Here is a 25,709-nt window from a genome sequence, read left to right on the forward strand (position 1 = left end):
AAATACTATTTGGAAACAGAATCTTTCAGCGCTTTACCAGCTTTGAAGCAAGGCAGCTTGGAAGCGGCAATGGTGATCTCCTCTTTGGTGCGGGGATTGATGCCTTTTCTCTCGCCGCGCTCTTTGACCTCAAAGGTACCAAAGCCAACCAGAGATACTTTATCGCCAGAAGCCAGGGCTTCGGTGATGGCGTCTACAACAGCGGAAACAGCTTTTTCGCTGTCTTTTTTGGAAAGCTCGGTCTTCTGGGCTACAACATTAATCAATTCTGCTTTTGTCATTTTGGATAAACCTCCGTACTTTTTAAATCGATGGATTTGGGGACTTATGCTGTCTCTTGGCTTCCTCCCACAAGGCGATTATCTCTTGGGGGGATGCCTTTTTCATGTCAACCTTGCGGGAGGCGGCTAGCTCTTCCAGCCTCTCAAACCGGGAAATGAATTTGTCGCAGGAGGTGCCGAGGCACTCTTCCGCATCCACATCCAGATACCGGGATAGATTGGCCGCCGAAAGCAACAGGTCGCCCAATTCCTCACTGGCAGCGGATAGGTCGTTCTGCCGCAGCGCCTCCCGAAGTTCCTCCACCTCGCTGGAAAGGGCCTCCATGGCCCAATTCCCGTCGGGGTAAGCAAAGCCGGATTTTGCCGCGCGCTTCTGCACCTTGGCCGCGCGCATGAGAGAAGGGAACACCTTTGGAACACTCTTGAGAGTATCGGTATAGGTCGTCTGCCCTTTGGTTTTCTTTTTGATTTCATCCCAGTTGTCCAGCACCTCGTCTGTGGTGCCGGCGACAACGTCGCCAAAAATATGGGGATGGCGCTGGATCAGCTTCTGGCAGATGCCGTCGGCCACATCCTCAAAGGAAAATCTGCCGGCTTCCCGCTCCATTTCCGCATGGTAGACCACCTGCAACAGCACGTCGCCCAGTTCCTCTTCCAGAAGGACCGGGTCGCTGTTGTCGATGGCCTCCACCGCTTCGTAGGTCTCCTCGATAAAATTGTTGCGGATGGACTGATGGGTCTGTTCCCGATCCCAGGGGCAGCCATTTTCCCCCCGCAGAATGCGCATGATGGCGAGAAGATCTTCGATGGAATATGTTTCTTTAAACGCGAAATCAACAGACAAAGCGGACACCCCAAGTTTTCCAATTATTCCGGGCAAGCACTAATTATATTACCCCAAAAGAGAGTATTTTTCAAGTATTTTCGAAACTTTTTCTCCCCCTGGCAGCATTAAAACGTCTTCTTTGACAAATCCCTTGGAAAACAGCAAAAACATTAGGTAAAATCCCCCTCCAACCGCCACGGCGGCCAGGGTGGAAAGGCGGCTGGAGAACACCCCGCGGGAGAAAAACCCATAGGCGGCCCAGGCGCAGAGGGCGCAGCCAATCCCGGCAAGGAAGGGCTTGCCAAACGTTTTTCCCCACTCCAAAGCGATGCCGGTTTCCCGGCAGAGGATTCTAAGGCTGACCGAAAGGATCAGCCCATAGCACAAAATAGTCCCCACCGGCGCGCCCTTGATGTTGATTTCCGGCACGGCGATGAGCAGGTAGTTGCAGCCCAGCTTCACAAGGCCCCCGGCCAGGATCATCTTCACCGGCACATCGGCCCGGCCCACCGCCTGGAGCATGCTGTTGACCGGGCTGGCCATGGCCACCAAAATCACCGCCAAGCCCATCCACCGCAGCACTGGGGCGGCGATGGCCGCCTCCGCCGCCCGGGAGGAAAACAAAAGGTTTAAAATCGGCCCGGAAAGGGCGAAAATCCCCAGGCCCGCCGGGATGGCCACCAAGGCGGTGATCCGCAAAATGGACTGGATATTCCGTTTGGTGGCCTGGTAGTTCTTCACCGCCCAAGAGGAGGAGACCGCCGGCAGGGCACTGGTGCCGAAGGTGACGGTCAGTGCCGGCACCAGGTTGAACACCGTCACCGCCAAACCGGTGTAAGAACCATACAGGTAGTTGGGGATCTCAGAAAGGGTCATCCCCTCAGGCAGTAGCCCCCCATACATATTCAAAATTGCCTGGGGGTTTTCTTCTAAGGCAGTGGAAAGCCGGTTCATGATGGAGCCCAGGTCAATGAGAGAGGTCAGATTGACCGCCGCGGAGGCCAGACAAACCGGCAATGCCACCGTGAGGAGCATCCGCCCCAGCTCCCTCCGGGAACGGGCCCTGGGGGAAGAGGCCAGCTGCTCCCGAGTGATGCCATCCCGGCAGAAGAACTGCCGCAGCAGCAAAAAGAGACTCCCGCAGGCGGTGCTCACCGAGATGCCTGCCACCGCCCCTGCCGAAGCCACCGGCAGCACCAACCGCTGGGCGTCCTCCAGGGAAGCTGCCGCCTGGCCGTACACTGTGCCATAGGAGGCATATTCCGCCATGCCGTGATGCAGCAGATAGGTGGCAAAGGCAATGCCGAACACCAGCCGGGCCACCGCTTCCACCACCTGGGAAAGGGCGGTTGGGGTCATGTTGCGAAGGCCCTCATTGTATCCCCGGAAAGCGGAGGTGAAGCACCCGAAGAAGACCGCCGGGCCCATCACCGCCACCGCCAAGGCAGCACCAGGGTTGCCCACCGCCTGGGAGAAGGACCTTGCCCCCAGCACCATGGCGATGCAGCCCAAGGTACCCGTAGCTAGGAAGAGACACAGGGAAAGCCGGAACACCCGTTTGGCGTCCTGGCAGCGGCCCCGTGCCACGCTCTCCGACACCAGTTTGGACACTGCCACCGGCAGGCCCGCCGTAGCTAGGGCATACAGTGGGTTGAACAGGCTGTATGCCGTCATAAAGTACCCCATTCCCCCGCCGCCTAAAATATTGGCCAAGGGGATTTTAAACAGCGCGCCAATCACCTTGACCACCACAGTGGCGGCCATCAAAATCAGCGCTCCCTCCAAGACCGACTGCCGGTTTTGTTTTTTCAGGGCTTTCTCCCCCTTTGTTCCATTCTTCATCCTATCCTATTGGAAAAGCCGCTGGGATAGTACCGTTTTCCCCGGTGAGGGAGCGCATACCGCTCCCTTTCCCCAGCCGAGAAATTCCATAGAATTTAGTATAAAGGAAAAGGTGGCCTATATGCCACCTTTTCCCAAATAATTCATGGAATTTTTACCAGATGCCCGATTTCTCCCCTAGACGTTGAAGAGGATTTCGCTGTAGGTGGGGATGGGCCAGAACCGGCTGTCTACCATCGACTCCAGGCGGTCGGTGACCACCCGCAGGTCGTTCATGGCGGGCAAGATCTCCCCGGCGCAGAAGGCGGCACAGGCTTCGTGGTCCTTCTTCATACCATCCGCCCGTCCGATCTTGTCGGTGAGCAGTACGATGTCCTCATCCATCGAATCCAGGAGGGAGATGAGGCAGTCCAGCTTATCCTGTTGGGAGCGGGAGGCCTTGCCAATATCCCCCAGGGCCTTCACCGCCTGGGCGGCCTCGGTCAGGTACCGGCTGATGGCTGGGTACAGCTGGGTGCGGGCCATCTCCGCCATGGTGCGGGCCTCAATGAGGATGCGGCGGGTGTAGATGTCCAGCATGATGTCATAACGGGCGGCCATCTCCTGGCGGTCATAGACATCGTATTTGTCAAATAACTCTACCACTTCGGGGCGGATCAGCTCCTTGGCGGCCTCCACAGTGTTTTTCAGGTTGGGCAGGCCCCGGCGGGCCGCCTCCTCCATCCACTCCTGGGAGTAGCCGTTGCCGTTGAAGATTACCCGGCTGTGGTTCTCATATACGTCGGCAATGATCCGCTGAATCTCCCCGTCAAAGTCCTCCGCCCCTTCCAGGCGGGTGGCGAACTCATCCAGGGTCTCGGCCACAATAGTGTTGAGGATGGTGTTGGCCCAGGAGATGGTCTGGGAGGAACCCAGCATCCGGAATTCAAACTTATTGCCGGTGAAGGCAAAGGGGCTGGTGCGGTTGCGGTCGCAGGAGTCGGCGTACATCTGGGGCATGGTGGGAACGCCAAAGTCCAGCATCCGCTTGGATTCCTCCCCGTGTTCCGCCTGGCAGGCGATGTTTTTCAGGATGTCGGACAGCGGCTCGCCCAGGCAGATGGAGATCACCGCAGGAGGGGCCTCGTACCCACCCAGCCGGTGGTCGTTGCTGGCACTGGCAGCGGACACCCGCAACAGGCCGGCATGCTTATCGATGGCCTGGATCACCGCGCAGAGGAATACCACGAATTTAGCGTTGTCATAGGGGTTGTCTCCGGGCTCTAACAGATTTTGGCCGTTGTCGGTGGTGATAGACCAGTTGTTGTGCTTGCCTGAGCCGTTGATGTATTCAAAAGGTTTTTCATGGAGAAGGCAGGCCAGGTTGTGTTTGAGGGCTACCCGCTGTAGGGTCTCCATGATTAGCTGGTTCTGGTCAGCAGAGATGTTTTCCACCGAGAAAATGGGGGCCAGCTCATGCTGGCAGGGGGCGGCTTCGTTGTGCTTTGTCTTGGCCGAGACGCCCATCTTCCACAGGGCCTCGTCGATCTCCTTCATAAAGCCGGCCACCTGCTCATTTAAGCCGGCGTAGTAGTGGTCGCTCATCTCCTGGGTCTTGCTGGGCTTGGCGCCGAACAAGGTGCGCCCGGTGAGGACCAAATCCTTGCGCTGGCGGTAGTGGTCCAGGTCGATGAGGAAATACTCCTGCTCCGCGCCCACGGAAGTATGTACCTGTTTGACATCGTGGTCGCCAAACAGCCGGCAGAGGCGCAGCGCATGCTTATTGAGGGCCTTGACCGACCGCAGCAGCGGGGTCTTCTCGTCCAGGGCCTCGCCGCTCCAGGCGCAGAAGGCGGTGGGGATGCACAGGGTTACCCCGGCCCGGTCCTCCTTCAAAAAGGCGGGAGAGGTGGGGTCCCACATGGTATAGCCCCGGGCTTCAAACACCGCCCGCAATCCGCCGGAGGGGAAGCTGGAGGCGTCCGACTCGCCTTTGATCAGCATTTTGCCGGAGAACTCCATAATAGCGCCGCCGTTGTCGATGGGCGAGATAAAGGATTCGTGCTTCTCCGCGGTGAACCCGTTGAGAGGCTGGAACCAATGGGTGTAATGGGTCGCCCCTTTGGAGATGGCCCAATCCTTCATGGCGTTGGCCACCACTTCAGCGATTTTGGCAGTGAGGGGCAGGCCCTCCCCTACGCACTGTTTCAAGGCGCGGTAGGTCTCCTTGGGCAGGCGCTCCCGCATCACCCGGTCGTCAAACACATTTTCGCCGAAATACTCCACAGGGTTTCTGGTTTTTGTCTCAAGACTCATGCTATGCACCTCACAAAAATAGAAAAAAGGGGGCTTTTGCACCCCCTTTTTTTAAAATTACTGGTTGTCCTCCTGGGTACCGGACAGCTCCTCCTCGGTCGCCTTTGCCGGGGAAGCAGGCTCTTTTGCAGCTTCCTCCACAGGTGCCTGCACCGTCACCGGCGAGGTGTACTCCACCTGGTTCAGGGCGCTGCCGCATCTGGCGCAGTAGAGTGACCCCTCCGGGTTCTCCGCGCCACAGCTCATGCATTTGACGGTGTTTTTGGCCTCGTTGATCTTGGCGTTAAGGTCGGAAAGCTCGACCAGCAGGCCGTCAATCTCCGAGACGCACAGGGCGATGAGGTCGTTGTTGTCCGCACCGGTTTTCTCCTGTTCATATACCACGCTGCCCAGGCGCTCATAGGCCTTCTGGATGTCGGAATTGATCTGAACAGCTTCCAGTTTCAGCTTGGACACTTCCACCAGCTCGCCGGTTTTTTTGCCAGCCGCGTTGGCGACTGTCTTTGCCTTGAGTAACAGGTCGTCGAATCTGCTCATGGGATGCTCCTTTCCGCCGGTCAGGCCGGCGCGGCCTTATTGTATCCGCGGCCACCGCGGGTGCATTGCTTTAGCCCCCTAGGGGAGCGGGTCGTGCAGCGGGGATTTCTTCTCCAATCATCGCTCTGCGATTATGATACCCCAAAGTCTGCATAAATGGGAAAAATCCTGATGCCGCTTTGCGGCGGGCCTATGGCCCGAGAAGGATTTCTTCCCCAATAATCGCTCTGCGATTATTGTAGCACGTTTTCCCTCATTTGTAATGGTGGCATTTTGTCAGAAATTCTTAGCCCGCAAACTCGCGGAATAGTGAATCCTGTGGAATCAGGTCGGTATCCAGCTGGGGAAACTGCTCCAACGCCTCACACAGCTCGCTGATGGGCTCGTAGAAGGGGCTGTCGCACCCCACTTCCCGCAAAATGGGAAGCAGGTAGTGGCGGAAAGCAGCAGGTTCATACTCCAGTGCGCTGTCCACAAACCCATCGGCAAACTCCCGATAAGGCTCCAGGCTTTCCCGCTCCTCCGAAAGGACATGGTCCCAGCGGCCCAATGTGTTGAAGATGGAATAGTTGCGGAAGTTCCGGTCCCGCAGCATCCGGCGCATCAGGCGGATGTTCTTTGGAGTCAACAGGGTCTGCCCTTTGTCATCCACAAACTGGGAATCCACATGGACATACAGCCGGAAAAGATTCTCCGATGGCAAGTTGATGGACACCCGGGGATTCATTGTGTGGATGCCCTCCACCACCACGACCCCACCTTCCGGCAAGATGGATTCTTCCTTATTCATTGAGCGGGTTACAGTGACAAAATCGAACTTGGGCAGGCGGGTTTTCCCTTCCCCCAGCAGCTGGGCCATACAATGGTCAAATAGTTCGATATCCAGGGCTTCAAAGGATTCAAAATTCTCGGTTCCGTCGGGGAGCAGCGGGTAATGGCCCAGGTAAAAATCATCCATGGAGACGGTCAGGGCCGGGGTGCCCAGCTCGGTGATCATCTGGGAGAGATCCCGGGCGACAGTAGTCTTGCCAGAGGCCGAGGGACCGGCCAGCAACACTACCCGGCGCTGGGCAGGACGCTGTAAAATGGCCTGGGCCACTGTGCGCAGCTGGTCCTGGTACCGCTGGTGGGTGCGCTCCACCAACTGCTGGGGAGCGGTTTGTGCCAGCTGGTTTACCGAGGCGATGGAGAGGGCTGCCGGTTGATTAGAATGGGTATGTTTCATAGAATTTGGTCACCTCGTCCTTTCTTGCAATGACTTGATCAAAGCGGCTGAGATATTCGTATGGGAATTTAAAATTGAATACCCGCTGGATTTTGGAGCCGCCGGGTTCCCGCAGTTTGGTCACCCCGCCGGCCCCCACCGCAAGGATGGAATGGGTCTCATCCATGATGTAAACGTTGTACAGCCCCTCCTGCCCCGGGCGGCAGTAGCCCACGTTTTCCAGATTGTCCATCGTGTTCTTCTGCCGGTAGAGGTAGTAGGGATGGTAGTCGTGCTGGGCCAGTACCCGCTGGGAGTAGTCCACCATATCGCTGACCAGGCTGCCATGGCGCAAGAACTCGGGGTCCACTTTGGCCAGGTCCGCCGCCCGCTTCACCGAAAGGCTGTGGACGGTGATGTTTTCCGGCCCAAGGGCGATGAGGCCGTCTACACTGCGCCGGAAGCTGTCCAGGGTGTCCCCAGGCAGGCCGGCGATCAAATCCATGTTGATGCAGTCGATGCCCACCTCCCGGGCCATGTGGAATTTGTCGATGACGTCCTTCGCCGTGTGGCGGCGGCCCACTGCCTCCAGCACCTGGTCGTTGAGGGTCTGGGGGTTGATGCTGATGCGGGTGACATCGGAATTCTTGATCACCTGGAGCTTTTCCAGGGTGATGGTGTCCGGCCGGCCCGCTTCGATGGTGTACTCCTCCAGGTGGGAGAAATCGAACTCCTCTTTGATCACGTCGATGAGCAGCTGTAGCTGTTCCGCCGTCAGGGTGGTGGGGGTACCCCCGCCGAAATACACCGTCTTGAGCTTGATCCCGATTTGATCCACCAGCTTGGCGGTGTACCGCAGCTCCTCCACCAGGCGGGAGACATATTCGGGCATCAATTTTTTGGCCCGGTCGATGGAATGGGAGACAAAGGAACAGTAATGGCACCGGCTGGGGCAGAACGGGATGGATATGTACAGGCTGAAGCTGTCCCTGGTGGAGCGGGACAGCACCTTCTGCTCGTTTTTCTGGGTCTGTATGGCAAGGTCCAGCTTGCCGGGGCTCAGGAGCATTTCCTGGGTGAACAGCTGGCGGATCTCCTCCTCGGTCATGCCGTCGGCCACGCACTGGTGGAACAGCTTGATTGGCCGGATCCCGGTTAGGATCCCCCATTTGGGCGCCCGGCCGGTGGCGGCAGACAGGAGGCGGTACACCATCCGCCCAAAGCCCCGTTCGCACTGGCGGTCATAATCCGGGGCATCCAAGGGGATCTCCATCCCTTCCTCCGCCGAGGTCCCCCCCACCGAGGCGCGGACAAACAGCTGCCCTATTCCCTCCCCTTCCCGCAGGCGGGTGTACAGATAGTCCCCATCCTGCTGGGAAAGGTCGGTTGTGGTGGTGATTTTCTCCCCTGGGAAGAACATCATGGTCAGGCACTCCATCTCATAATGGTGCTTGTGCCCATCTACTAGTACGATCAAGGTAAGACCCCCCGTTGATTGATTCAAAAGGCTATTTGCCGATGTAGGGATTGGTTTGGCGCTCCTCTTCCAGAGTGGTCAGCTTGCTGTGGCCAGGAAAGACCGAGTAATCCCCAGGGAGGGCAGCCAGCCGGTTGACCGAATCCACAATAGCTTCGTAACTGCCACCGTACAGGTCGGTGCGGCCCACGGTGCCACAGAAGAGGGTGTCCCCGGTGAAGAGAGCGTCGCCGCACACGAGGGAGATGCCGCCTTTGGTGTGGCCGGGGGTGGCGATCACCTGGAAGGTGAGCTCGTCCAGGGCGATAGTGTCCCCGTCCTTGAGGAGGACATCCGCCGCCAGGCCGTCGTAATTGCCGGACTTGGCATAGCTGGGCGGGGCCATGCACTTTTTAAAGTCGTGGAACATCTCCTCGTCTTCCCCGCTGATGCAGACCTTGGCCTGGGGGAATTTCTCCTTCACCGCCTTGACGGCGCCAGTGTGGTCGTAATGCCCATGGGTGAGGACGATGTACTGGGGGGTGAGGCCGTATTCCTCAATCTCGCCCAAAATCTTCTCCCCGTTTGCGCCGGGGTCGATGACTGCGCAGTTCTTCTTCTCCGATGCGGCTAGGTAACAGTTGGTTTCAATGGTCCCGACGACGACGACATAAACATCCATTGGCTTTCTCTCCATTTCTGCTGTTTTCCAAACTCCCGATGATTTTGTCCCGGGGGAGGGTTACTTTTTCGGCATGATTTCGGCGGTGTCCAGAATCAAAGTGACCGGCCCGTCGTTGACGAGGGCCACCTTCATATCCGCCCCAAACCGGCCGGTGGCCACCTTGGGTACTCCGGCGTCCTGGATGCAACGGACAAAATACTGATACAGCGGGTCGGCGATCTCCGGCCGGGCGGCGTCGGTGTAGGAGGGGCGCCGCCCTTTTTTGCAGTCCCCATATAAGGTGAACTGAGAGACCACCAGCATCTCCCCGCCCACGTCCATGAGGGAGAGGTTCATCTTGTCCTCGTTGTCGGTAAAGATCCGCAGGTTGACCACCTTGTCGGCCAGCCAGGCGGCCTCTTTCTCCCCATCCTGGGGGCAGACCCCCAAAAGGAGCAGGATGCCGTGGCCAATCTCGCCCACAACCTGCCCGTCGATGGTCACCGAGGCCTCGGTGACCCGCTGAATCACTGCTTTCATTGCGTACCTCCTGCTGTTATTGATAGGACCGCTGCACCGAAACTACCCCGTTGATCTTGCACAGGTTCGCCACGATGGTGCGAAGCTGGTCCAGATCGCTGATGCCCAGGGTAATTTGGATGCTGGTCTGGTTGTCTTTCAATTCCTTGGCCATCAAAGCGTGGATGGGCACATGCATGTTGCTCAGAGTGATGCTCACGTCCGCCAAAAGGCTGTTGCGGTCACTGGCCAAGATGTCGATAGTGGACTTAAAGCTCTCCTTGGTGGCGTTCTGGGCCCATTCTGCGCTGACCCAACGCTCCCGCTGGGAGGTGTCCTCCAAGGCCTTCTCCACGTTGATGCAATCCCGCTTGTGGATGGAAACCCCATAGCCCCGGGTGACAAAGCCGATGATCTCGTCCCCGGGCAGAGGGTTGCAGCACTTGGCAAACTTGACCAAGCAGCCGTCCAGCCCCTCCACGATGACCCCGCTGGAAGCCTTCTGCTTTTTGGGCTTCTGAAGGATCTTCTCCGGGCTGACCGGTTCCTGGGGCCGGTACTGCCGGTTGTAATCATCCTTGATGCGGGGCATGATCCGGGAAAGAGAGATCCCCCCATACCCCACCGCCGCCATAAAGTCGTCCAAGGTGTAGAAGTGCTGACGCTTGGCAATGTCAGTGAGGAACTCCTGCATCTTGTCGTCGGGGAGGCTGATGAAATTGCGCTTGAATTCCCGCTCAATCTCCTCACGGCCTTCCAGGATGTTCTCCTCCCGCCGCTCTTTTTTAAACCAGCTGCGGATCTTGGTCTTGGCTTCGCTGGTCTTGACCATCTTAAGCCAGTCCCGGCTGGGGCCGTTGCCCTTGGCATTGGAGGTGATGACCTCCACAATCATGCCGGTTTTCACCTCAAAATCCAGGGAGACCATCCGGCCATCCACCTTGGCGCCCACCATCCGGTTGCCCACCTCGCTGTGGATAGCGTAGGCGAAATCGATGACGGTGGAGCCGGTTGGAAGGCGGATGACATCCCCTTTGGGGGTGAAGACAAACACCTCTTCAGGGGCGATGTCGGTCTTGATGGACCGGACAATCTCCTCCACGTCCTCGCTCTCCTTCTGGGCTTCCAGCAGCTGCCGCACCCAGGAGAGGCGCTCCTCCAGCTTATCCTTGCCACTCAGGCCCGCCTTGTACTTCCAGTGGGCTGCGATGCCGTATTCCGCGGTGTGGTGCATATCCCAGGTGCGGATCTGGATTTCAAAGGGGATGCCCTCTTTGTCCAGCACGGTGGTGTGCAACGACTGGTACATGTTGTTTTTAGGGGTGGAGATGTAGTCCTTAAACCGGTTGGGGATGGGCCGGAACATATCGTGCATGATGCCCAAGAGGTTGTAGCACTCAATGACCGTGTCCACAATGAGCCGCACCGCGTAGATGTCGTAGATCTCGTCAAAGGCCCGGCCCTGCATATACACCTTGCGGTAGATGCCGTAGATGCTCTTGACCCGGCCTTCCAAGTGGATGCCCTCCAGCCCTTCCTCCTGTAGGCGCCTGGTGATCTTTTCCTGGATGTGTTCCAAGAACTTCTGCCGCTCATCTTTGCGCAGCTCCAGTTGGTTTTCAATCTCATTGTAAGCCACTGGGTCCAGGAATTTCAGCGCCCGATCCTCCAGCTCCTCCTTGACCGCCTTGATGCCCAGACGGTGGGCCAAGGGAGCGTACACCTCCATGGTCTCCAGGGCCTTATCCCGCTGTTTTTGGGGGCGCATGGCCGAAAGGGTCCGCATATTGTGGAGCCGGTCGGCCAATTTTATGATGATGACCCGCACATCCTGGGCCATAGCCAGCAGCATTTTGCGGACGTTCTCCGCCTGCTGTTCCTCCCGGGAGGAGAAGGGGATCTTGCCCAGCTTGGTGACCCCACCCACCAAAAGGCCGACATCTTTCCCAAACTGCTTTTCAATCTGCTCCATAGGCACCTGGGTGTCCTCCACCACGTCGTGGAGCAGGGCGGCCACGATGCTGTCGGTATCCATGCCCAATTCTACAAGGATGATGGCCACCGCCAGCGGGTGGGTGATGTACGGTTCCCCAGAGACCCGCTTTTGATCGGCGTGGGCTGTGTCGGCCAGTTCAAAGGCCGCCGTGATCTTGGGCACATCGTAAGCTTTACCGCTTTCTTTAATTTTTGCGAGCAGATCATCCATGGTATAGATCGTCATGTTATCACCAGCTATCCTTGTAGGTTCTTGAGAATTGCCGAGGAACCAAGGTCCACCTTCCCGCTGGCAGGCGCCAGGGAGAGGGTGCCGTCTCCCCGCCGGTCGACGAGGCCCAGTTCCTCCAATATATCCAAAATAATCCGCATTTTACAGTAGTTGATCTCCTTGGAGACCAACCGGCTGTACAGCAGGTCATAATCCAAAATCAAGTTCCGCTGTCCCCGCACATAGCGGTAGACTACCGCCACATCCTCCCGGGATGGGGTGACATGGCGCTTCTCAATGGGCAGTTCCTCCCCCCGGCGGTAGGCGTCATAAAAGGCCCTGCCGTTGCAGAGTTTCTTCTGGTTGAGGGAGGAGAGCCGGATATCCTTGATCTTCACCGACAAACGGCACTCTCCATTATAGTAGTTTCTGTCAATGGTTGCAACAAAATCCAACACATCCCCCACTTGGTAGGGGAATTTTTCCGGCGCCATGCCAAAGTACACCGCAAACACCCCATTCCCATCCTTGGAGAGCCGCAGGCGCAGGTGTTTGCCGCCCCCCATGGGGATGACCTGCTCCAGCCGCAGACGGGAAAGGGCGAACAGGGGGTACTCGTTGCCCGAACCGAAGGGCTCCAGGCAGGAGAGGCCGGCGAACTCCCCCACTGTTAGACGGGAGGGGTCCAGTACCCGGTCCACATGGAGGGCGTAGGGGGGCATCAAGGGGCACATCTCCCTTGCCTGCTCCTCGATGGCCGCGGCAAAGGCGGGGATGTCCTTTGCCGCCAGGGAAAGGCCCGCCGCCATGGTGTGGCCGCCGTACCGCAATAGGTGTTCCTTACACCCGGCGATGGCGCCGATGAGGGAGAACCCCTCCACGCTGCGGCCGGAGCCCCGTGCCTCCTCCCCTTCCTCAGCGATGAGGATGCAGGGCTTGCCGTGCTTTTCCACCAGCCGGGCGCAGACGATGCCGATCACCCCGTGGTGCCAGCCTTTGCCGCTCAGCACCAGCACCCGCCGGTAGAGAAGCTGGGGATTGCGGGCGAGGAGGCTTTCCGCCTCCCGCAAAATGCCCTGCTCAATTTCCTTGCGGGTGCGGTTGTCTTCCTCCAGCTGCTGGGCCAGGGCCGCTGCCTCTTCCGGGTCGTCAGTGAGCAAAAGGCGCAGAGCCGCTTCGGTCTCCCCCAACCGTCCCGCCGCATTGATGCGGGGCACCAAGCCAAAGGCCACCGAGGTTGCGGTGATGGTCCGGGGGGCGATGCCCGCCACCTCCAGCAGCGCCTGAATCCCGGGGCGCTCGCTCTCCCCCAGCCGGGAAAGCCCTCGTTTTACCAGGGCGCGGCATTGGCCGGTCAGCTCCATCACGTCGCCGATGAGGCCGATGGTCACCAGGTCGCCGTAATAGTCCAGCATCTCGCCGCCGTCGTCCCCTTCCAGGGCGCAGATCAGCTGGAAGGCCACTCCCACCCCGGACAGGTTGTGGGCTCCGCTGGGGCAGTCCGCCCGGTGGGGGTCCACAACGGCAACGGCGGGGGGAAGCTCCTCTGGGGGCTGGTGGTGATCGGTGACCACCACGTCAATGCCCAAAGAGGCGGCGTAGGCGATCTCCTCTTTTGCGGAGATGCCGTTGTCCACCGTGATGATCAGCGAGACATCTTGTTCTGCCAAGCGGTCCACCGCCCCGCAGTTCATGCCGTAGCCCTCCCCTTCCCGGTCGGGGATGTAATAGAGGACATCCGCCCCCACCGTCTCCAAATAGCTGTAGAGAAGGGCGGTGGAGGTGACCCCGTCGCAGTCGTAGTCCCCGTAGACGGCGATCCGCTCAAAGTTTTCGATAGCGGCCGAGACCCGCTCCACCGCTTTGTCCATATCCCGGAAGGAAAAAGGGTCGCCAAAGGCGGCGTCCTCCTGCAAAAATGCCTGGGCTTTTTCCGGGGTGTCATATCCCCGGGCACAGAGCACCTCCCCCGCCAGGGCAGGCAGGCCCAGCTCCTCACACAGCCGCTGGGGAGCCGCTGGATCGATGGTTCGAATGTCCCAGTACTTGATTGCCACAGTTTCCTCCCACGCCCTTGGGGGCGGTTTCTTCTAAATTCGCTCAATCCCAAGTAAAACTTGGTGTTTATCTATTTATTTTACCATTTTTGCCGAAAAAACACAATCTTTCCTAATAGGAAAGATGCAGGGCCTGGAACAGCCAAGGCAAAGCCCCCATTCCCAGGAAGCTCAATAAGAAATACCGCAGCCCCACCACGGCGGCCACATCGGGCAGAAGGAACTTCATGCCAAATTCCACCGCGCCGAGGATGGCCAGGCCCAAAAGGTACCGCGCCCACTTGATGACGGGCCGCCCCTCAGTGGAAAAGCTCACCAGCCGGTCTTCCAGCAGAGAGCCGAAAGCAAACCCGCAGAAAAGGGCCATCCCCTTGATGTAGTCCCGGGAATCCCCCACCAGCACGGTTGGCAGCAAAAGGGCAAAGGTCAAAAGGATAAGCAGCTGTTTATCCCGGGTTTTCAGGTAGATCCGGTGGAGCGCCAGGGGGATGCACACCCCTAAGAGGGCGCCCGCTAGGACATCCTTGGGGTAATGGACCCCCAGATACAGCCGGGAAAGCCCCACCAACAGGATGGCAAAGGGGGTCAGCACCGCCAGTACCCGGCTGGAAAAAGCCAGGGCCAAACTGGTAAACACTGCGGCGGTGTTCTGGGTGTGGCCGCTGGGGAAGGAGTGGCCGGTGGCTGTCTCCACCCGCTGGCTCACAATCCCCTCCTGGCCGATGGGCCGGGGCAGTTTGAAGAAGTCCTTGACCGCGTTGTTGATCACCAGGGAAGTGAATACCCCATAGGCGATAAAACGTCCCCTCCCCTTGTCCACATTCCAATAAATCCAGGTGAGGGCGGCCGCTGCAAAGTAGGGCTCCCCCACCATGGTGACCGCAGTGAAAATAGCATCCAGCACTGGGCTCCTGAACTGCTGGATGAATCGGATGAGTTCCAGTTCCATAGCCGCCTCCTTACTCCCACATAGGTTTGTAGACTGCAATGATCTGCTGGGCGACCCGCAGGCCGTCCACCGCTGCCGAGACGATCCCCCCGGCGTAGCCCGCCCCCTCCCCGCAGGGATACAGGCCCAAGATCCCTTCCGCTTCCAAGGATTCCCCTCGGGGAATCCGCACCGGGGAGGAGGTCCGGGTCTCCGGGCCGGTGAGCACCACATCCGCCGCCCCAAAACCGGGGAGTTTGCGCTGGAAGAGGGCGAGCCCTTCCCGCAGCATGGCGGTCACCACCGGGGGGAACAGACGGTCGAAATCTGCCCCCTCCACCCCGATGGCGTAGGAGGGTTCCACCGCCCCCAGTTCCAAACCCGGCTTCCCCGCCAGGAACCGGCCAGCAGTCTGGGCGGGGGCCCGGTAACTGCCGGTTATGGCATAGGCTTTTTGCTCCAGCTCCCGCTGGAACCGGATGCCCGCGTCCCACTCCCGGCCAAAATCCGCCCCGTCCACCGATACAACCAGCGCCGCATTGGCGTTCTGCCGGTCCCGGGCGTATTCGCTCATCCCGTTGGTGACGATACCCCCTTCCTCGGAAGAGGAGGGCACCACCAGGCCGCCGGGGCACATGCAGAAAGTGTACACCCCCCGTTCCCCCCTGCGGTGGGAGAGCTGGTATTCCCCCACCGGCAAAGCGGGATGGCCGGCCAGGTCGCCGTACAGCCCCTGGTCGATCACCGACTGGAGCTGCTCTGCCCGCACCCCCACCGAAAAGGCCTTGGGGATCAGCGTCACCCCTTTTTGATGGAGGGATGCAAAGGTATCCCTGGCGCTGTGACCCAAGGCCAGCACCACAGCCTGGGTCGGGATGGTTTCCCGGGAGGTGACCACCCCTTTGAGGGCACCCTTTTCTAAAATAAAGTCGGTGGCCTGCTCCCGGAAGCGGATCTCCCCGCCCAGCCGGAGGATCTCCTCCCGGATGGACCGGACCACCAGCCGCAGCTTGTCGGTGCCGATGTGGGGCTTGGCCTGTTTTAAAATCTCCTCCGGCGCGCCATGGGCAGCCAGTTCCCGGAGGATAAACTCGCACCGGGGGTCGCCGATGCGGGTGGTCAATTTGCCGTCGGAGAAGGTGCCGGCACCCCCTTCTCCAAACTGGACGTTGCTCACCGGGTCCAAAAGGCCGCCTGCCCAGAATCCCTCCACTGCTGGAACCCGTTCCTCCACGCTGCCGCCCCGCTCCAAGACGATGGGGCGAAAGCCCTCCCGGGCCAGGAGAAGGGCGGCGAACATCCCCGCTGGGCCGAAGCCCACCACCACCGGCCGGGAGAAGAGGGGTTTGTCCCCATGGTGGACCTCCAGCCGGAAGCTCTCCCGGTAGGTGACCTGGGGGTTGTGAAGCCGCTCCACCAGGGATTTTTCCCGGCCTGGATCATAAAGGTCCACCAATACCGAGGAGACAAAGTGGATCTCCCCCCGCTTGCGGGCGTCCACCGACACTTTGTGGATATGGGCTTCGGCCTCCCCCCTGCCCAGCTTCAATCGGCGCAGGGCCTCCTGTAGGGCGGCGTCCTTGGGGTCGCCGATGCCTGTTTTGATTCCTGTGACAACAATGGCCATACCAATCATCCATTCCGCCGCTCCGCGCCGGCACATATTGAGGTAAGGGTAGGGATCTTATCACGCGAAGCCGAGAAATGATAAGATGATTCCGCCCGTTTAAGGGCTGGGCAAAGCGGGCGGAGCCGCCATCCCCCCACATACAAGGACGAGCCTGCCAAAATTGTTCTGACAGGCTCGCGGATGTTTATTTTTCTTTGATGGTGATGATCGCCTCGTAGCTTCCGCTGGCCCAGACAAGCCCTTTGGTGGGGGCGTAGATGCGCACTGGGACTTTGATCTGCCCGCTGGTGATCTCCCGGTCGGAGACGTCGATCTCCGCCACAATGTCCTGGGCGGACATGGAGCCGAGGACGCTCTTGCGGCCCACCATCTTCACCCCGCTGATGCTGCGGGTGGCGACGGTGATATCGTAGTTGACCGGTTCGTTGATCACGGTGATGTTGCGGATGATAAAGTTCTTGGTGGTCAGGTTGTGGTCCTCAAACTCCACCACCACCGTCTCGATGTTCTCCACATTGATGAACCCGGAGGGCAGCTCCACATCAAAGGGATACGCCCCCGATTCCCCCAGCTCCTTCATATCGATGTAGCCCAGGTGGATTTCCGACAGATTGTCGATGTCCTCCTCGGGCCCGGCGATCTCAATGGTCTCCTGGGAATAGGTGTATTGCAGTTCATCCAAGGGGAACTCCGGCGGGACGTTGAGGAATTCCACCTTCACCGGCACTTCCTTCTTTTTCAGCACCGGGATGGTGACCTCCGCCGTGGAGGTGTCCAGGTTGATGTACTTGGATTCCACCACCTTGCCATCCTGGTCCTGGAGCTCGATTTTCGTCCGGATGGTCTCGGTTTTGCTCAGTTCCCGATTTACCTCGGCCTTGACTACGCACCGGTACACCCGGAGCATATCCGCTTCCGGCCCGGTGACGGTGACCTCCCTGGGGTTGACCGATTCGCTTTCCAGCAGGTATCCGTCGGGGATGGATACCCCGGTGAGTTCCACCTGCACCGGCAGTTTTTTAGTGACCAGCCGGTCAAACTGCATCTTGACAGTGTTCGGCTCCACCGATTTGATGGTGAACCCCATGCCGTTGCGGTCCCGGGCCTCTAGGCGGATATCGTAGTTGCCTGGGCCCGATAGGTTGGAGAGGACTGCGTACACCTGGATGTCCTCCGGCTCCACCCCGCCGATGACGTTGCGCTCGCCCCGGATGGTGACATTGGCCTTGTAATCCCGGCCATTGATGGTGTCAAGCCCCATGCTTCCCAGGGCGCTCTCCTCCACATTAACCTCCACTGGGACATTGTGGACCGTCAAGGTAGAGTCAGAATCCACCGCGTTGACGGTGAACATCCACAGAAAAACTGCCACCACCAGGGATAAAATGCGGACAAACTGGTCGTTATCAAACAATTTTTTTAAATTGATGTTTTTGAAGTTGAATTTCATGATTTTTTCACCTTCCAGAAGATGGGCTTGCGGGGAGAGGAATCCTCAGAAGAATCGCGGAGTATCCCATCGCAGAGCACCTTTTCCAGACGGTCAATGGTGAAGTTGCGCTCCAGCCTGCCGTTCTGGGCCACGGTGATGACGCCGGTCTCCTCCGAGACCACAACTACCATTGCATCGGAATTCTCGCTCATGCCAAGGGCCGCCCGGTGGCGGGTGCCCATCTCCCGGCTGATCTCATAATTTTGGGAGAGGGGCAAGAAGCACCCGGCCGCATACACCCTGCCGCCCCGCATCACCACTGCTCCATCGTGGAGGGGGGAATTGGTGAAAAACAGGTTCCCAAAGAGTTCCGCCGATGGGGCGGCATCCACGATGGTGCCGGTTTTGATGATCTCCCCCAAGCGGGTCTCCCGCTCCAGGACGATCAGAGCACCCACCTTCTGGCGGGAAAGGGAGGCACACCCTTCGCAGATGGCCATGATGGCAGTCTTCCACCGGGACTGTTCATCCTCCTGGTCCGACGGGCCGCCGAAGAGGCTCAGGCCGTGGATTTTGGTGCGGCCCACCTGTTCCAGCGCCCGCCGGAGTTCCGGCTGAAACACCACCAAAAGGGCAACCGCACCGATCTGCAGCACGTTGCCCATCAAAAAGCTGAGGGTTTTCAGTTTCAGCTGGCTGGCCACAAAGTACAAAAGGAGCAGCGCCCCCAAACCTTTGATCAACTGGTTGGCCCGGGTCTCCCGCACTAGTTTGATGCCCTGGTATACAAGGAAGGCCACCACCAAAATATCCACCAAGTCCATGGGGGTGGACGCTTTGATAAAATTCGGAACATATTCCCAAAGATTCATTGATCTACTTCCTCTATTGTCCATCCTGCCCCGATTTACGGGCACGGGATGCAGTTTTGTTTTGGATCCGCCGGGAACCCCCTCTAAAAACGCACACAGTCCCCCCACTTCCCGGCGGGCGCGATGGGAGGCTGCTTTTTTACCATGGGCCGGAGGCTTCTTCCCCAATCATCGCCCTGCAAGCAATTCTTCGAATGGCACAGCTTCGCTGTGGCCGGTATACCATAGCTTCTGCACAAACTGGAAAAATCCCGGTGCGGCTCTGCCGCAGGAAGGCGCACCGCCTGACAGGGATTTCTTCCTCAATAATCGCCCTGCGATTATTGTACCATAACTGCGGTTGATTGCAACCGGGAAACGGTAAACTTTTTCTTTCGGTTTCCCATTTCCCGGGTGCAGTACCCATCCCGCTACAGCTTTTTGATCTCGCTTGCCAGGCCAGCGGCCTGGGCCAGGTTGTTGAACGCCCCAATGCTGATCCGGGCGGCGCCGGTATCCAGGGTGCCGAACTTCTTGTGAGCCAAGGGAGCGCAGTGGTAGCCGCCCCGCAGGCAGTACCCTTTTTCATCCAGGAGCTGGGCGGTCTCCTCCCCTGCCCGGCCGATGATGTTGAAAGAGATCACCGGCAGGTGGACCCCATCCACTGGGTAAGGGGTGTAGAGCTGTACGTTCTTTTCACAGGCGATGCGGGAGTAAATCTCCCGGGCGATTTTCATCTCATGGTTGTAGATGGCCGGGATGCCCATGGATTTGACAAAGTTGATCCCCGCCTTGAGGCCCACAATGCCGATGGCGTTGAGGGTGCCGCTCTCCAGCTTATCGGGCATAAAGTCCGGCTGGTTGTAGTCCAGGGAGGCGCTGCCGGATCCGCCTTCTATAATGGTGCACAAATCCTCCCCTTTTGCTGCGATCAGGATGCCGGTTCCCATAGGGCCGTAGAGGCTCTTGTGGCCGGCTGCACATAGAAAGTCAATGCCGGTCTTCTCCATGTCGATCTCCACCACGCCGGCGGTCTGGGCGGCGTCCACCAAAAAGTAGCAGCCGTTTTCATGGGCCAGTTTGGCCAGCTTCTCGATGGGGGAGCGGATGCCAAACACATTGCTTCCGTGGGAGACGGCGATCAGCTTGGTGTTCGGCTTGATCAAGCGGCGGAAGTTTTCCACCGTTACGTCGTCGCTTAAATCGATAGGGGCGATGTCGTAGGCGATGGCTCCCCGTTCCTTTAAGGTGTGGATGGGCCGCAGCACCGAGTTGTGCTCAATGTCCGAGATGATGGCGTGGTCCCCCACCCGAAGTATCCCCTTGATGGCCAGGTTGAGGGCGTGGGTGCAGTTCTGGGTGAAAACCACCTGTTCCGGGTTTTTGCAGCCGAAGAAATCCGCCACCAGCTCCCGGCATTCGTAGACCTGGCGGGCGGTGTCCACCGAGAGCTTATGGCCGCTGCGGCCAGGGTTGGCCCCATAATGTACAAAAGCGTTGTTCACCGCCTTGATGACCTCATTGGGTTTGGGGTAGGTGGTGGCGGCGTTATCAAAGTAAACCATGAAATCCCTCCTGTTTGTGTTTGGTGTTGTATGTCTTGGCAGCTGCTTTTGAGGACGGGCAGCCCGGCGGAAAGAATAAAAGAAGGACGTATCAATTTCAAAAAAACTGATACGTCCCTTATGACTAAAAGGAGCCTTTCGGCAGTTAATCAATGACAGCCAATACCCTGATGCCGCCTTTGGTCAAAATATCCTTGGCCGTTTGATCGCTTCCGACGCTGACCCGGAGGCCATAGCCGCAGCCATATTTGGCCAGCGCTTTGATATCCCGTTCAATGCTGGATGGAATTCCGTGATTTTCCAAGATTTTTTGACCTCTCATGGCATAGGTAATGGAGCTCACCACTAACATCGGCTTGCCCATATTATTCACCCTTCCTGTTTTTTACCATCCTATGCGGGAAGGGGGCTGTTTGACAGCAACCAGCCTATCCGCCTATTCCAGGAGGCAGACCGCGTGGGCGCTGATTCCCTCCAAAGATCCGGTAAACCCCAGCCCTTCTTCGGTGGTCGCTTTGACATTGACCTGATTTGCAGAAATGTTGCAGGCTGCGGCAAGCCTCTCCGCCATCTGGGGTAGATGGGGGGAGAGCTTGGGCTTTTGGGCGATAAGGGTGGCGTCGATGTTCCCCACCCGGTATCCTTTCCCCTCCAGCAGGCGGATCACTTCCCGGAGGAGGGCCATGCTGTCCGCCCCCAGATAAGCGGGGTCGGTGTCGGGGAAATGCTGGCCAATATCCCCCAAGGCTGCCGCCCCCAGGAGGGCGTCCATCACCGCATGGGTGAGGACGTCAGCATCGGAGTGGCCGTCCAGCCCCCATCCATAGGGGATCTCCACCCCGCCCAAAATCAATTTCCGGCCTTGTTTGAGCCGGTGTACGTCATATCCGTGTCCTATTCTCATGCTATGCGCTTCCTTTCAAAGGGTTACTCCCCAGCGTATTCCAAAAGGGCTTCGGCAACGATCTGGTCCTCCGGCGTGGTCAGTTTGATGTTGGCATAATCCCCTCCCGCCAGGTAGACCCGCCGGCCGATGGCCTCCACCAATTGGCAGTCGTCGGTGTACTCCTTTCCGGCGGCGAGGGCGGCCTCCATGGCCTCCCGGTACAGGGAGGCTTCAAACACCTGAGGGGTCTGGGTCAGGTAAAGGCTGTCCCGGTCTGGGGTGGAAAGGATGAACCCATCGGGCCCCGCGATCTTGATGGTGTCTTTCGCCTTGACGGCGGCAGTGGCGGCCCCTTCCCGCTGGGCGGCTTCCAAAACCCCGGCGATCACCTGGCGGGAGGCCAGCGGCCGCGCCCCGTCGTGGATGCAGTAGTAAGCCGCGTCTTCGCTGGCGGCCCGAACCCCTGCAAACACCGACTGTTGGCGGGTCTTCCCCCCTACGGCGATAGTCTTGATCTTCTGGATGGAATAATCTTCGGTGAGGGCCAGGTAATCCCCCATGTCCTCCTCCCGGCAGACCAGGATGATTTCATCAATCTCCCGGCAGCCGTCCAAGGTCAAAAGGGTGCGGGCCAGCACCGGGATGCCGTAAAGCTCCATCAGGAGCTTGTTCTCCCCCATCCGCTGGGAGCTCCCTCCCGCCGCCACAATGGCGCTGACCATTCCCCGTTGTTTTTTCCTTTGAAAGAGCATAAACCGATACCTCCGATTGTTTTATTTCACGGGGGTTGTCCCCCCTTTCTCCAGGGAGTTCCCATGGAATCTTGACTTCTCGGGGCTTCCAGACCCCGCACTCCCAGTTCAGGGCAAGATTCCATCTTTCGTTGGCTATGTAGGGCGCTCTCGCCCCTACGACCTCGAGCAAGGCTTTTTCTTCGAAATAAAGCCCTAGCCCAACTCCGTTGGGCTTCAGAGAATTGCTTTGCAATTCTCACGCTGGAAAGCTTTGCTTTCCTTGCGGCCACAAAGCGCATTTAAGGGGGAATGCAACCCTAGCGACACAGGAAAATCCCGAACGGCCAACGCCAGTTGGCTGTGCCCCTTTAAAAATCCCCCTCGGCCTAGGTGAGGTTATTTCGAAAAGTGGGCTTCTTGCAGCCCCGCGAGGGAATCCGCGGCAGCGGAAAAATCTTTTGCTCGAGGTGGGGAAACCTTTAAGAAAGATTTTCCGAGCGCACCCATTGTGGCGCACAAATAGGGGGACCGGGGTCTCCCCGGCGAGCTTTGGTTCCTTTCTCTCGTCAGAAAGGGACCACGGGGGTTTGGGGGTGTGCAGCGCCCCATAAAACCTGCTGTAAAATGCAATCTTGATAAACCGCCTAGCCGGGTGCGGGGGAGCTGGACTTCCCCGCAAGAATGGCTTCTGCCAGTATTGTAGCACAGATTCCCCTGGTGTGGCAGACTTTTCCTGTCGCAGTTGTCCAAAAATCCGGCAGAAAGGAAATTCCAGTTGAATTCGTGAGCCCCCTTCCGTATACTGAGAATTGGTTTCCCCCTTCCATCTCAAAGGGGAATAGACAGTAAAAAAGGAGCGCACTTTCATGAATAAAAAAATCCTATTGATCACCACCGGCGGCACCATTGCCTCCAAACAGACGGAAAACGGCCTCTCCCCGGGTACCAACTGCCAGGAGCTTTTGGAATACATCCCCGGTGTGGCAGCCATCTGCCAGGTGGACGCGGTACAGATTTTGAGCATTGACAGTACCAATATCCAGCCGGAATACTGGCTGTTAATGGCTAAAACCATCCGGGAAAACTACGACCAGTACGATGGGTTTGTCCTCTCCCACGGGACCGACACCATGGCTTATACGGCAGCTGCCCTCTCCTACCTCATCCAGGATGCGGACAAGCCCATCATCCTCACCGGCGCCCAGAAGCCCATCAGCGACCCCATCACCGACGCAGCCAAAAACCTGCTGGATAGCTTCCGTTTTGCCTGTGAAGAAGGGGTGCGGGGGGTGTACCTGGTGTTCTCCGGCCTAGCTATTGTGGGAACTCGGGCCAAAAAGACCAAATCCAAAAGCTACGGTGCTTTTGAGAGCATCAACTTCCCCTCTGCAGCCTTTATCGACGACCGGCGGATTGTCCGCTATGTCCGCCCGGAGGAACAAAAGGGTCCCGTGCGGTTTTACGACGCCATCAATCCCCGCGTGTTCCTGCTCAAACTCATCCCCGGCATGGAGCCGGATATTCTGGATTACATCGGTGACCACTACGATGCGGTGGTCATCGAGAGCTATGGAGTAGGCGGCCTCCCCTTTGCCGATCAGCGAAATTTTCTTTCCAAACTGGAGACCTTGACCCAGAAGGGCAGGATTGTGGTGGTGGCAACCCAGGTGGTCTCCGAGGGGAGCGACATGAGCATCTACGAGGTGGGCTTTAAAGCGCTGAACCAGTATAATGTGCTCCAGGCGTATGACATGACAGTGGAGGCAGCAGTGACCAAGTTGATGTGGATTTTGGCCAAGACCAAGGACTATGCCCAGGTCAAGGAGCTTTTGTACACCCGCATCAACGACGATCTTCTACTGTAACCCATTTGGGTATACGGCCATGAAATGCAGGGTGAAATGGCGAAAACCGCTGAAAATCTGGATGCCATCTTTTCAGAAATTATCCAAACAAAAAGAAAGCTGCACCGCCCTAAATTTTATAAAAATGCATCCGATAGCTCTGAAAAAGTGTGGTGCAACCCGTGGTGCAAACCACTCTACAAAAAGAAAAACCCGCATTCTAATGCGGGTTTAAGTGGTGGAGGCGGGGGGAATTGAACCCCCGTCCGAAAACCGATTCATGCAAGCATCTCCGAGTGCAGTTTGTCTTTTAAGTTTCCCGCAGCCAATCGCCGGCAAACAGGCTAAAGGCTTTGGTATCCCCTAATACAATCCTGTCTTACGAGGAGCTCAGACGGATCGTTCACCACTCATCGACGCCTTGTTCCCAGCCGTGGTACTCCGGGGCAAGACGGCTGCTTAATTAAGCAGCAAATGCAACGTTATCGTTAGCGTTTATTTTTAAAAAGTCACGTTTTATAGAGGTCGTGCGCCTCTACTCGCTTCTCACACTGCACAATCCCCGTCGAAACCTTTACGCCCCCAAATATGAGGGGAAACCCTTGTCTCCCCGGAATTGAATGTTTGGTCAGCGCCGCTGTTTCAGAGCCCGGTCAATATCCCGTTTGGCATCCCGCTTGGCGGCGTCTTCCCGTTTGTCGTAGAGTTTTTTACCCTTGCACAAGCCCAGCTGCAATTTCACCCGGGAGCCTTTGAAATACAAGGAGAGGGGGATCAAGGTATACCCCTCCTGTTTGAGCAGCCCCAGGAGCCGGTGGATTTCCCGCCGGTGCATCAGCAGTTTGCGGGTGCGCATAGGATCTTTATTGAAAATATTCCCTTTTTCATAAGGGCTGATGTGCATCTGTTTGACAAAGATCTCGCCATTTTCGATATCGCACCAGCTGTCTTTCAGGTTGACCGTGCCGGCCCGCAGGGATTTCACCTCGGTGCCAGCTAAGACAATCCCGGTTTCAAAGCTCTCCTCGACGAAATAGTCGTGGCGGGCTTTTTTGTTGACGGCAATGGTTTTGGTTTCCAATTTGGCCATGAAGCCAGCCACTCCTTTCCAAAGATCGCCTCAAATATGGGGTGGAAATCCCTTTTGTGAGTATACCACAAAGCCCCTTCCCCATGCAAGGGGCCTTTTCAGAGCTTGGGTTTATTTCCCACTGCGGAAGACCCACAGCTTGCTCAAGAGGAAATTGACCACCAAAACAAGGCCGGTGGTCAACAGCTTGGCGGCCATCCCAGAAAGGCCCCAGCCGGTGAACAGGTAGAGCAAGCCGGTGCTCAAAGCGAGCATCAACCCGCCCAAGGCCAAAAACCGGACCATTTGGGCGCTAAAGAACTTCTCCTTGGAGCGGAAGGTCCAGCTGCGGTTGACCACGTAGCTGTTGAGCATCCCCGCCGAATAGCTGCACACCTGGGAGAGATAGATGTTCACCCCCAAATAGGTATAGAGCACCCGAAAAAGGATCAAATCCACTAAGGTGTTTCCCACGCCGGTGAGGGCAAACTTCAAAAACTTTTTCAGATTGTCCCCCTGGAGGAGGGCCTTGATCTGTTCCATGCTGGTATCGCCTCGCCTTCGCCCTTCCCCTGCCCAAAAGCCGAAGGAGAAAGGGCTTTTTTCTTGTAAGAGGCTCTCCTGCCGAGCTCAAGATTGCATCTTGGAATTGATTTGTGGGGGCCCGCGCCCCCACACCCGCGCTCCCTTTTTTATGTGAAAGAAAGCCCAGCCCAACAAAGTTGGGCTACCAAAAAGCACATTTAAGAGGGGCCGAACAGCACGCGGCACAGTTGAAGTCAGTACGGTCAGCGTTAGCTGACTGTGCCCCCTTAAAAATCTCCCTGTTCCTGGGTGGGCTACCAAGAAAAATAGACCTTTTGCAGCCCCGCGAGGGCATCCG

At 57.9% G+C, this 25,709-nt stretch carries 23 protein-coding genes and 1 other RNA gene; 2 read left to right on the forward strand and 22 right to left on the reverse strand.

Going from position 1 to position 25,709, the window contains the following annotated elements; all coding sequences use genetic code 11:
- Nucleotides 1-5: 5 nt before the first annotated feature.
- From RDQ42_RS07875 to ispD, 19 genes are all read right to left on the reverse strand, one after another.
- The gene (locus RDQ42_RS07875; RefSeq protein WP_054332316.1) at nucleotides 6-281 is read right to left on the reverse strand and encodes an HU family DNA-binding protein; all 276 of its coding nucleotides are present in this window, start codon (nucleotides 279-281) and stop codon (nucleotides 6-8) included.
- 22 nt (nucleotides 282-303) lie between these two features.
- Nucleotides 304-1,125 carry a nucleoside triphosphate pyrophosphohydrolase gene (gene mazG, locus RDQ42_RS07880; protein ID WP_267888289.1) on the reverse strand — a complete coding sequence of 274 codons (822 nt, stop codon included), beginning with the start codon at nucleotides 1,123-1,125 and terminating at the stop codon, nucleotides 304-306.
- A gap of 48 nt (nucleotides 1,126-1,173) precedes the next feature.
- Nucleotides 1,174-2,949 carry a polysaccharide biosynthesis protein gene (locus tag RDQ42_RS07885; protein ID WP_071428347.1) on the reverse strand — a complete coding sequence of 592 codons (1,776 nt, stop codon included), beginning with the start codon at nucleotides 2,947-2,949 and terminating at the stop codon, nucleotides 1,174-1,176.
- Nucleotides 2,950-3,126: 177 nt separating this feature from the next.
- Nucleotides 3,127-5,244, reverse strand: coding sequence for a glutamine synthetase III (locus RDQ42_RS07890; RefSeq protein ID WP_054332314.1), 2,118 nt, complete (start codon nucleotides 5,242-5,244; stop codon nucleotides 3,127-3,129).
- Nucleotides 5,245-5,301: 57 nt separating this feature from the next.
- On the reverse strand, nucleotides 5,302-5,781 hold the full coding sequence (locus RDQ42_RS07895; RefSeq protein ID WP_195254544.1) for a zinc ribbon domain-containing protein: 480 nt from the start codon (nucleotides 5,779-5,781) through the stop codon (nucleotides 5,302-5,304).
- Nucleotides 5,782-6,067: 286 nt separating this feature from the next.
- Nucleotides 6,068-7,006, reverse strand: coding sequence for a uridine kinase (locus RDQ42_RS07900; RefSeq protein WP_071428345.1), 939 nt, complete (start codon nucleotides 7,004-7,006; stop codon nucleotides 6,068-6,070).
- Nucleotides 6,987-8,462 carry a coproporphyrinogen dehydrogenase HemZ gene (hemZ, locus tag RDQ42_RS07905; RefSeq protein WP_231358341.1) on the reverse strand — a complete coding sequence of 492 codons (1,476 nt, stop codon included), beginning with the start codon at nucleotides 8,460-8,462 and terminating at the stop codon, nucleotides 6,987-6,989. The genes RDQ42_RS07900 and hemZ overlap by 20 nt, the downstream gene beginning before the upstream one ends.
- Before the next feature lie 31 nt (nucleotides 8,463-8,493).
- Nucleotides 8,494-9,123: an MBL fold metallo-hydrolase gene (locus tag RDQ42_RS07910; RefSeq protein ID WP_231358340.1), complete on the reverse strand. Its 630-nt coding sequence runs from the start codon at nucleotides 9,121-9,123 to the stop codon at nucleotides 8,494-8,496.
- Between the two features lie 60 nt (nucleotides 9,124-9,183).
- A complete protein-coding gene (dtd, locus tag RDQ42_RS07915; protein WP_231358339.1) occupies nucleotides 9,184-9,645 on the reverse strand; it encodes a D-aminoacyl-tRNA deacylase in 462 nt (153 codons plus the stop codon).
- Nucleotides 9,646-9,661: 16 nt separating this feature from the next.
- Nucleotides 9,662-11,845, reverse strand: coding sequence for a bifunctional (p)ppGpp synthetase/guanosine-3',5'-bis(diphosphate) 3'-pyrophosphohydrolase (locus tag RDQ42_RS07920; protein WP_071428342.1), 2,184 nt, complete (start codon nucleotides 11,843-11,845; stop codon nucleotides 9,662-9,664).
- An 11-nt stretch (nucleotides 11,846-11,856) separates the two neighbouring features.
- Complete coding sequence (gene recJ / locus RDQ42_RS07925; protein ID WP_071428341.1) at nucleotides 11,857-13,887, reverse strand: single-stranded-DNA-specific exonuclease RecJ; 2,031 nt, start codon at nucleotides 13,885-13,887, stop codon at nucleotides 11,857-11,859.
- A gap of 112 nt (nucleotides 13,888-13,999) precedes the next feature.
- Complete coding sequence (locus tag RDQ42_RS07930) at nucleotides 14,000-14,836, reverse strand: phosphatase PAP2 family protein (protein WP_308588527.1); 837 nt, start codon at nucleotides 14,834-14,836, stop codon at nucleotides 14,000-14,002.
- A 10-nt stretch (nucleotides 14,837-14,846) separates the two neighbouring features.
- Nucleotides 14,847-16,442 (reverse strand): NAD(P)/FAD-dependent oxidoreductase, encoded by a 1,596-nt coding sequence (locus RDQ42_RS07935; protein ID WP_054332306.1) that lies wholly within the window; start codon nucleotides 16,440-16,442, stop codon nucleotides 14,847-14,849.
- Between the two features lie 187 nt (nucleotides 16,443-16,629).
- A complete protein-coding gene (locus RDQ42_RS07940; RefSeq protein ID WP_054332305.1) occupies nucleotides 16,630-17,895 on the reverse strand; it encodes a YbbR-like domain-containing protein in 1,266 nt (421 codons plus the stop codon).
- Nucleotides 17,892-18,749, reverse strand: a complete 858-nt coding sequence (gene cdaA / locus RDQ42_RS07945; RefSeq protein ID WP_054332304.1) for a diadenylate cyclase CdaA — start codon at nucleotides 18,747-18,749, stop codon at nucleotides 17,892-17,894. Before cdaA ends, RDQ42_RS07940 begins: the two co-directional genes overlap by 4 nt.
- Before the next feature lie 410 nt (nucleotides 18,750-19,159).
- On the reverse strand, nucleotides 19,160-20,293 hold the full coding sequence (locus RDQ42_RS07950) for an aminotransferase class V-fold PLP-dependent enzyme (protein ID WP_054332303.1): 1,134 nt from the start codon (nucleotides 20,291-20,293) through the stop codon (nucleotides 19,160-19,162).
- A gap of 145 nt (nucleotides 20,294-20,438) precedes the next feature.
- A complete protein-coding gene (locus RDQ42_RS07955; RefSeq protein ID WP_054332302.1) occupies nucleotides 20,439-20,657 on the reverse strand; it encodes a putative Se/S carrier-like protein in 219 nt (72 codons plus the stop codon).
- A 72-nt stretch (nucleotides 20,658-20,729) separates the two neighbouring features.
- A complete protein-coding gene (ispF, locus tag RDQ42_RS07960) occupies nucleotides 20,730-21,197 on the reverse strand; it encodes a 2-C-methyl-D-erythritol 2,4-cyclodiphosphate synthase (protein WP_054332301.1) in 468 nt (155 codons plus the stop codon).
- Between the two features lie 23 nt (nucleotides 21,198-21,220).
- Nucleotides 21,221-21,931 (reverse strand): 2-C-methyl-D-erythritol 4-phosphate cytidylyltransferase, encoded by a 711-nt coding sequence (ispD, locus tag RDQ42_RS07965; RefSeq protein WP_054332300.1) that lies wholly within the window; start codon nucleotides 21,929-21,931, stop codon nucleotides 21,221-21,223.
- A gap of 848 nt (nucleotides 21,932-22,779) precedes the next feature.
- On the opposite strand from ispD, the gene RDQ42_RS07970 reads away from it, so the two are divergent.
- Together RDQ42_RS07970 and RDQ42_RS07975 are read left to right on the forward strand one after the other, a co-directional pair.
- Entirely contained in the window at nucleotides 22,780-23,778 is a 999-nt protein-coding gene (locus tag RDQ42_RS07970) for an asparaginase (RefSeq protein WP_054332299.1), read from the forward strand.
- A 36-nt stretch (nucleotides 23,779-23,814) separates the two neighbouring features.
- Nucleotides 23,815-24,015 (forward strand): hypothetical protein, encoded by a 201-nt coding sequence (locus RDQ42_RS07975; RefSeq protein WP_231358337.1) that lies wholly within the window; start codon nucleotides 23,815-23,817, stop codon nucleotides 24,013-24,015.
- Here the strand turns inward: RDQ42_RS07975 and ssrA are convergent.
- The 3 genes from ssrA to RDQ42_RS07990 form a co-directional block, all read right to left on the reverse strand.
- Nucleotides 23,994-24,341, reverse strand: a transfer-messenger RNA (tmRNA) gene (gene ssrA, locus RDQ42_RS07980). The two genes, RDQ42_RS07975 and ssrA, sit on opposite strands and share 22 nt — an antisense overlap.
- A gap of 44 nt (nucleotides 24,342-24,385) precedes the next feature.
- The gene (gene smpB, locus RDQ42_RS07985) at nucleotides 24,386-24,847 is read right to left on the reverse strand and encodes an SsrA-binding protein SmpB (RefSeq protein WP_054332292.1); all 462 of its coding nucleotides are present in this window, start codon (nucleotides 24,845-24,847) and stop codon (nucleotides 24,386-24,388) included.
- 111 nt (nucleotides 24,848-24,958) lie between these two features.
- The gene (locus RDQ42_RS07990) at nucleotides 24,959-25,369 is read right to left on the reverse strand and encodes a GtrA family protein (RefSeq protein WP_054332291.1); all 411 of its coding nucleotides are present in this window, start codon (nucleotides 25,367-25,369) and stop codon (nucleotides 24,959-24,961) included.
- Nucleotides 25,370-25,709 lie beyond the last annotated feature (340 nt).

Source organism: uncultured Merdimmobilis sp., assembly GCF_902471145.1.
Taxonomy (GTDB): domain Bacteria; phylum Bacillota; class Clostridia; order Oscillospirales; family Ruminococcaceae; genus Merdimmobilis; species Merdimmobilis hominis.

What these genes read in the sequence shown, in the direction of transcription:
- RDQ42_RS07885 (WP_071428347.1), bottom strand. Translation starts at nt 2,949, where the DNA reads ATGAAGAATGGAACAAAGGGGGAGAAAGCCCTGAAAAAACAAAACCGG.
- RDQ42_RS07920 (WP_071428342.1), bottom strand. Translation starts at nt 11,845, where the DNA reads ATGACGATCTATACCATGGATGATCTGCTCGCAAAAATTAAAGAAAGC.
- RDQ42_RS07955 (WP_054332302.1), bottom strand. Translation starts at nt 20,657, where the DNA reads ATGGGCAAGCCGATGTTAGTGGTGAGCTCCATTACCTATGCCATGAGA.
- RDQ42_RS07950 (WP_054332303.1), bottom strand. Translation starts at nt 20,293, where the DNA reads ATGGTTTACTTTGATAACGCCGCCACCACCTACCCCAAACCCAATGAG.
- RDQ42_RS07875 (WP_054332316.1), bottom strand. Translation starts at nt 281, where the DNA reads ATGACAAAAGCAGAATTGATTAATGTTGTAGCCCAGAAGACCGAGCTT.
- cdaA (WP_054332304.1), bottom strand. Translation starts at nt 18,749, where the DNA reads ATGAATCTTTGGGAATATGTTCCGAATTTTATCAAAGCGTCCACCCCC.
- RDQ42_RS07940 (WP_054332305.1), bottom strand. Translation starts at nt 17,895, where the DNA reads ATGAAATTCAACTTCAAAAACATCAATTTAAAAAAATTGTTTGATAAC.
- RDQ42_RS07975 (WP_231358337.1), top strand. Translation starts at nt 23,815, where the DNA reads ATGGCGAAAACCGCTGAAAATCTGGATGCCATCTTTTCAGAAATTATC.
- RDQ42_RS07970 (WP_054332299.1), top strand. Translation starts at nt 22,780, where the DNA reads ATGAATAAAAAAATCCTATTGATCACCACCGGCGGCACCATTGCCTCC.
- ispD (WP_054332300.1), bottom strand. Translation starts at nt 21,931, where the DNA reads ATGCTCTTTCAAAGGAAAAAACAACGGGGAATGGTCAGCGCCATTGTG.
- RDQ42_RS07930 (WP_308588527.1), bottom strand. Translation starts at nt 14,836, where the DNA reads ATGGAACTGGAACTCATCCGATTCATCCAGCAGTTCAGGAGCCCAGTG.
- smpB (WP_054332292.1), bottom strand. Translation starts at nt 24,847, where the DNA reads ATGGCCAAATTGGAAACCAAAACCATTGCCGTCAACAAAAAAGCCCGC.
- RDQ42_RS07990 (WP_054332291.1), bottom strand. Translation starts at nt 25,369, where the DNA reads ATGGAACAGATCAAGGCCCTCCTCCAGGGGGACAATCTGAAAAAGTTT.
- RDQ42_RS07890 (WP_054332314.1), bottom strand. Translation starts at nt 5,244, where the DNA reads ATGAGTCTTGAGACAAAAACCAGAAACCCTGTGGAGTATTTCGGCGAA.
- ispF (WP_054332301.1), bottom strand. Translation starts at nt 21,197, where the DNA reads ATGAGAATAGGACACGGATATGACGTACACCGGCTCAAACAAGGCCGG.
- RDQ42_RS07900 (WP_071428345.1), bottom strand. Translation starts at nt 7,006, where the DNA reads ATGAAACATACCCATTCTAATCAACCGGCAGCCCTCTCCATCGCCTCG.
- dtd (WP_231358339.1), bottom strand. Translation starts at nt 9,645, where the DNA reads ATGAAAGCAGTGATTCAGCGGGTCACCGAGGCCTCGGTGACCATCGAC.
- RDQ42_RS07910 (WP_231358340.1), bottom strand. Translation starts at nt 9,123, where the DNA reads ATGGATGTTTATGTCGTCGTCGTCGGGACCATTGAAACCAACTGTTAC.
- RDQ42_RS07935 (WP_054332306.1), bottom strand. Translation starts at nt 16,442, where the DNA reads ATGGCCATTGTTGTCACAGGAATCAAAACAGGCATCGGCGACCCCAAG.
- RDQ42_RS07895 (WP_195254544.1), bottom strand. Translation starts at nt 5,781, where the DNA reads ATGAGCAGATTCGACGACCTGTTACTCAAGGCAAAGACAGTCGCCAAC.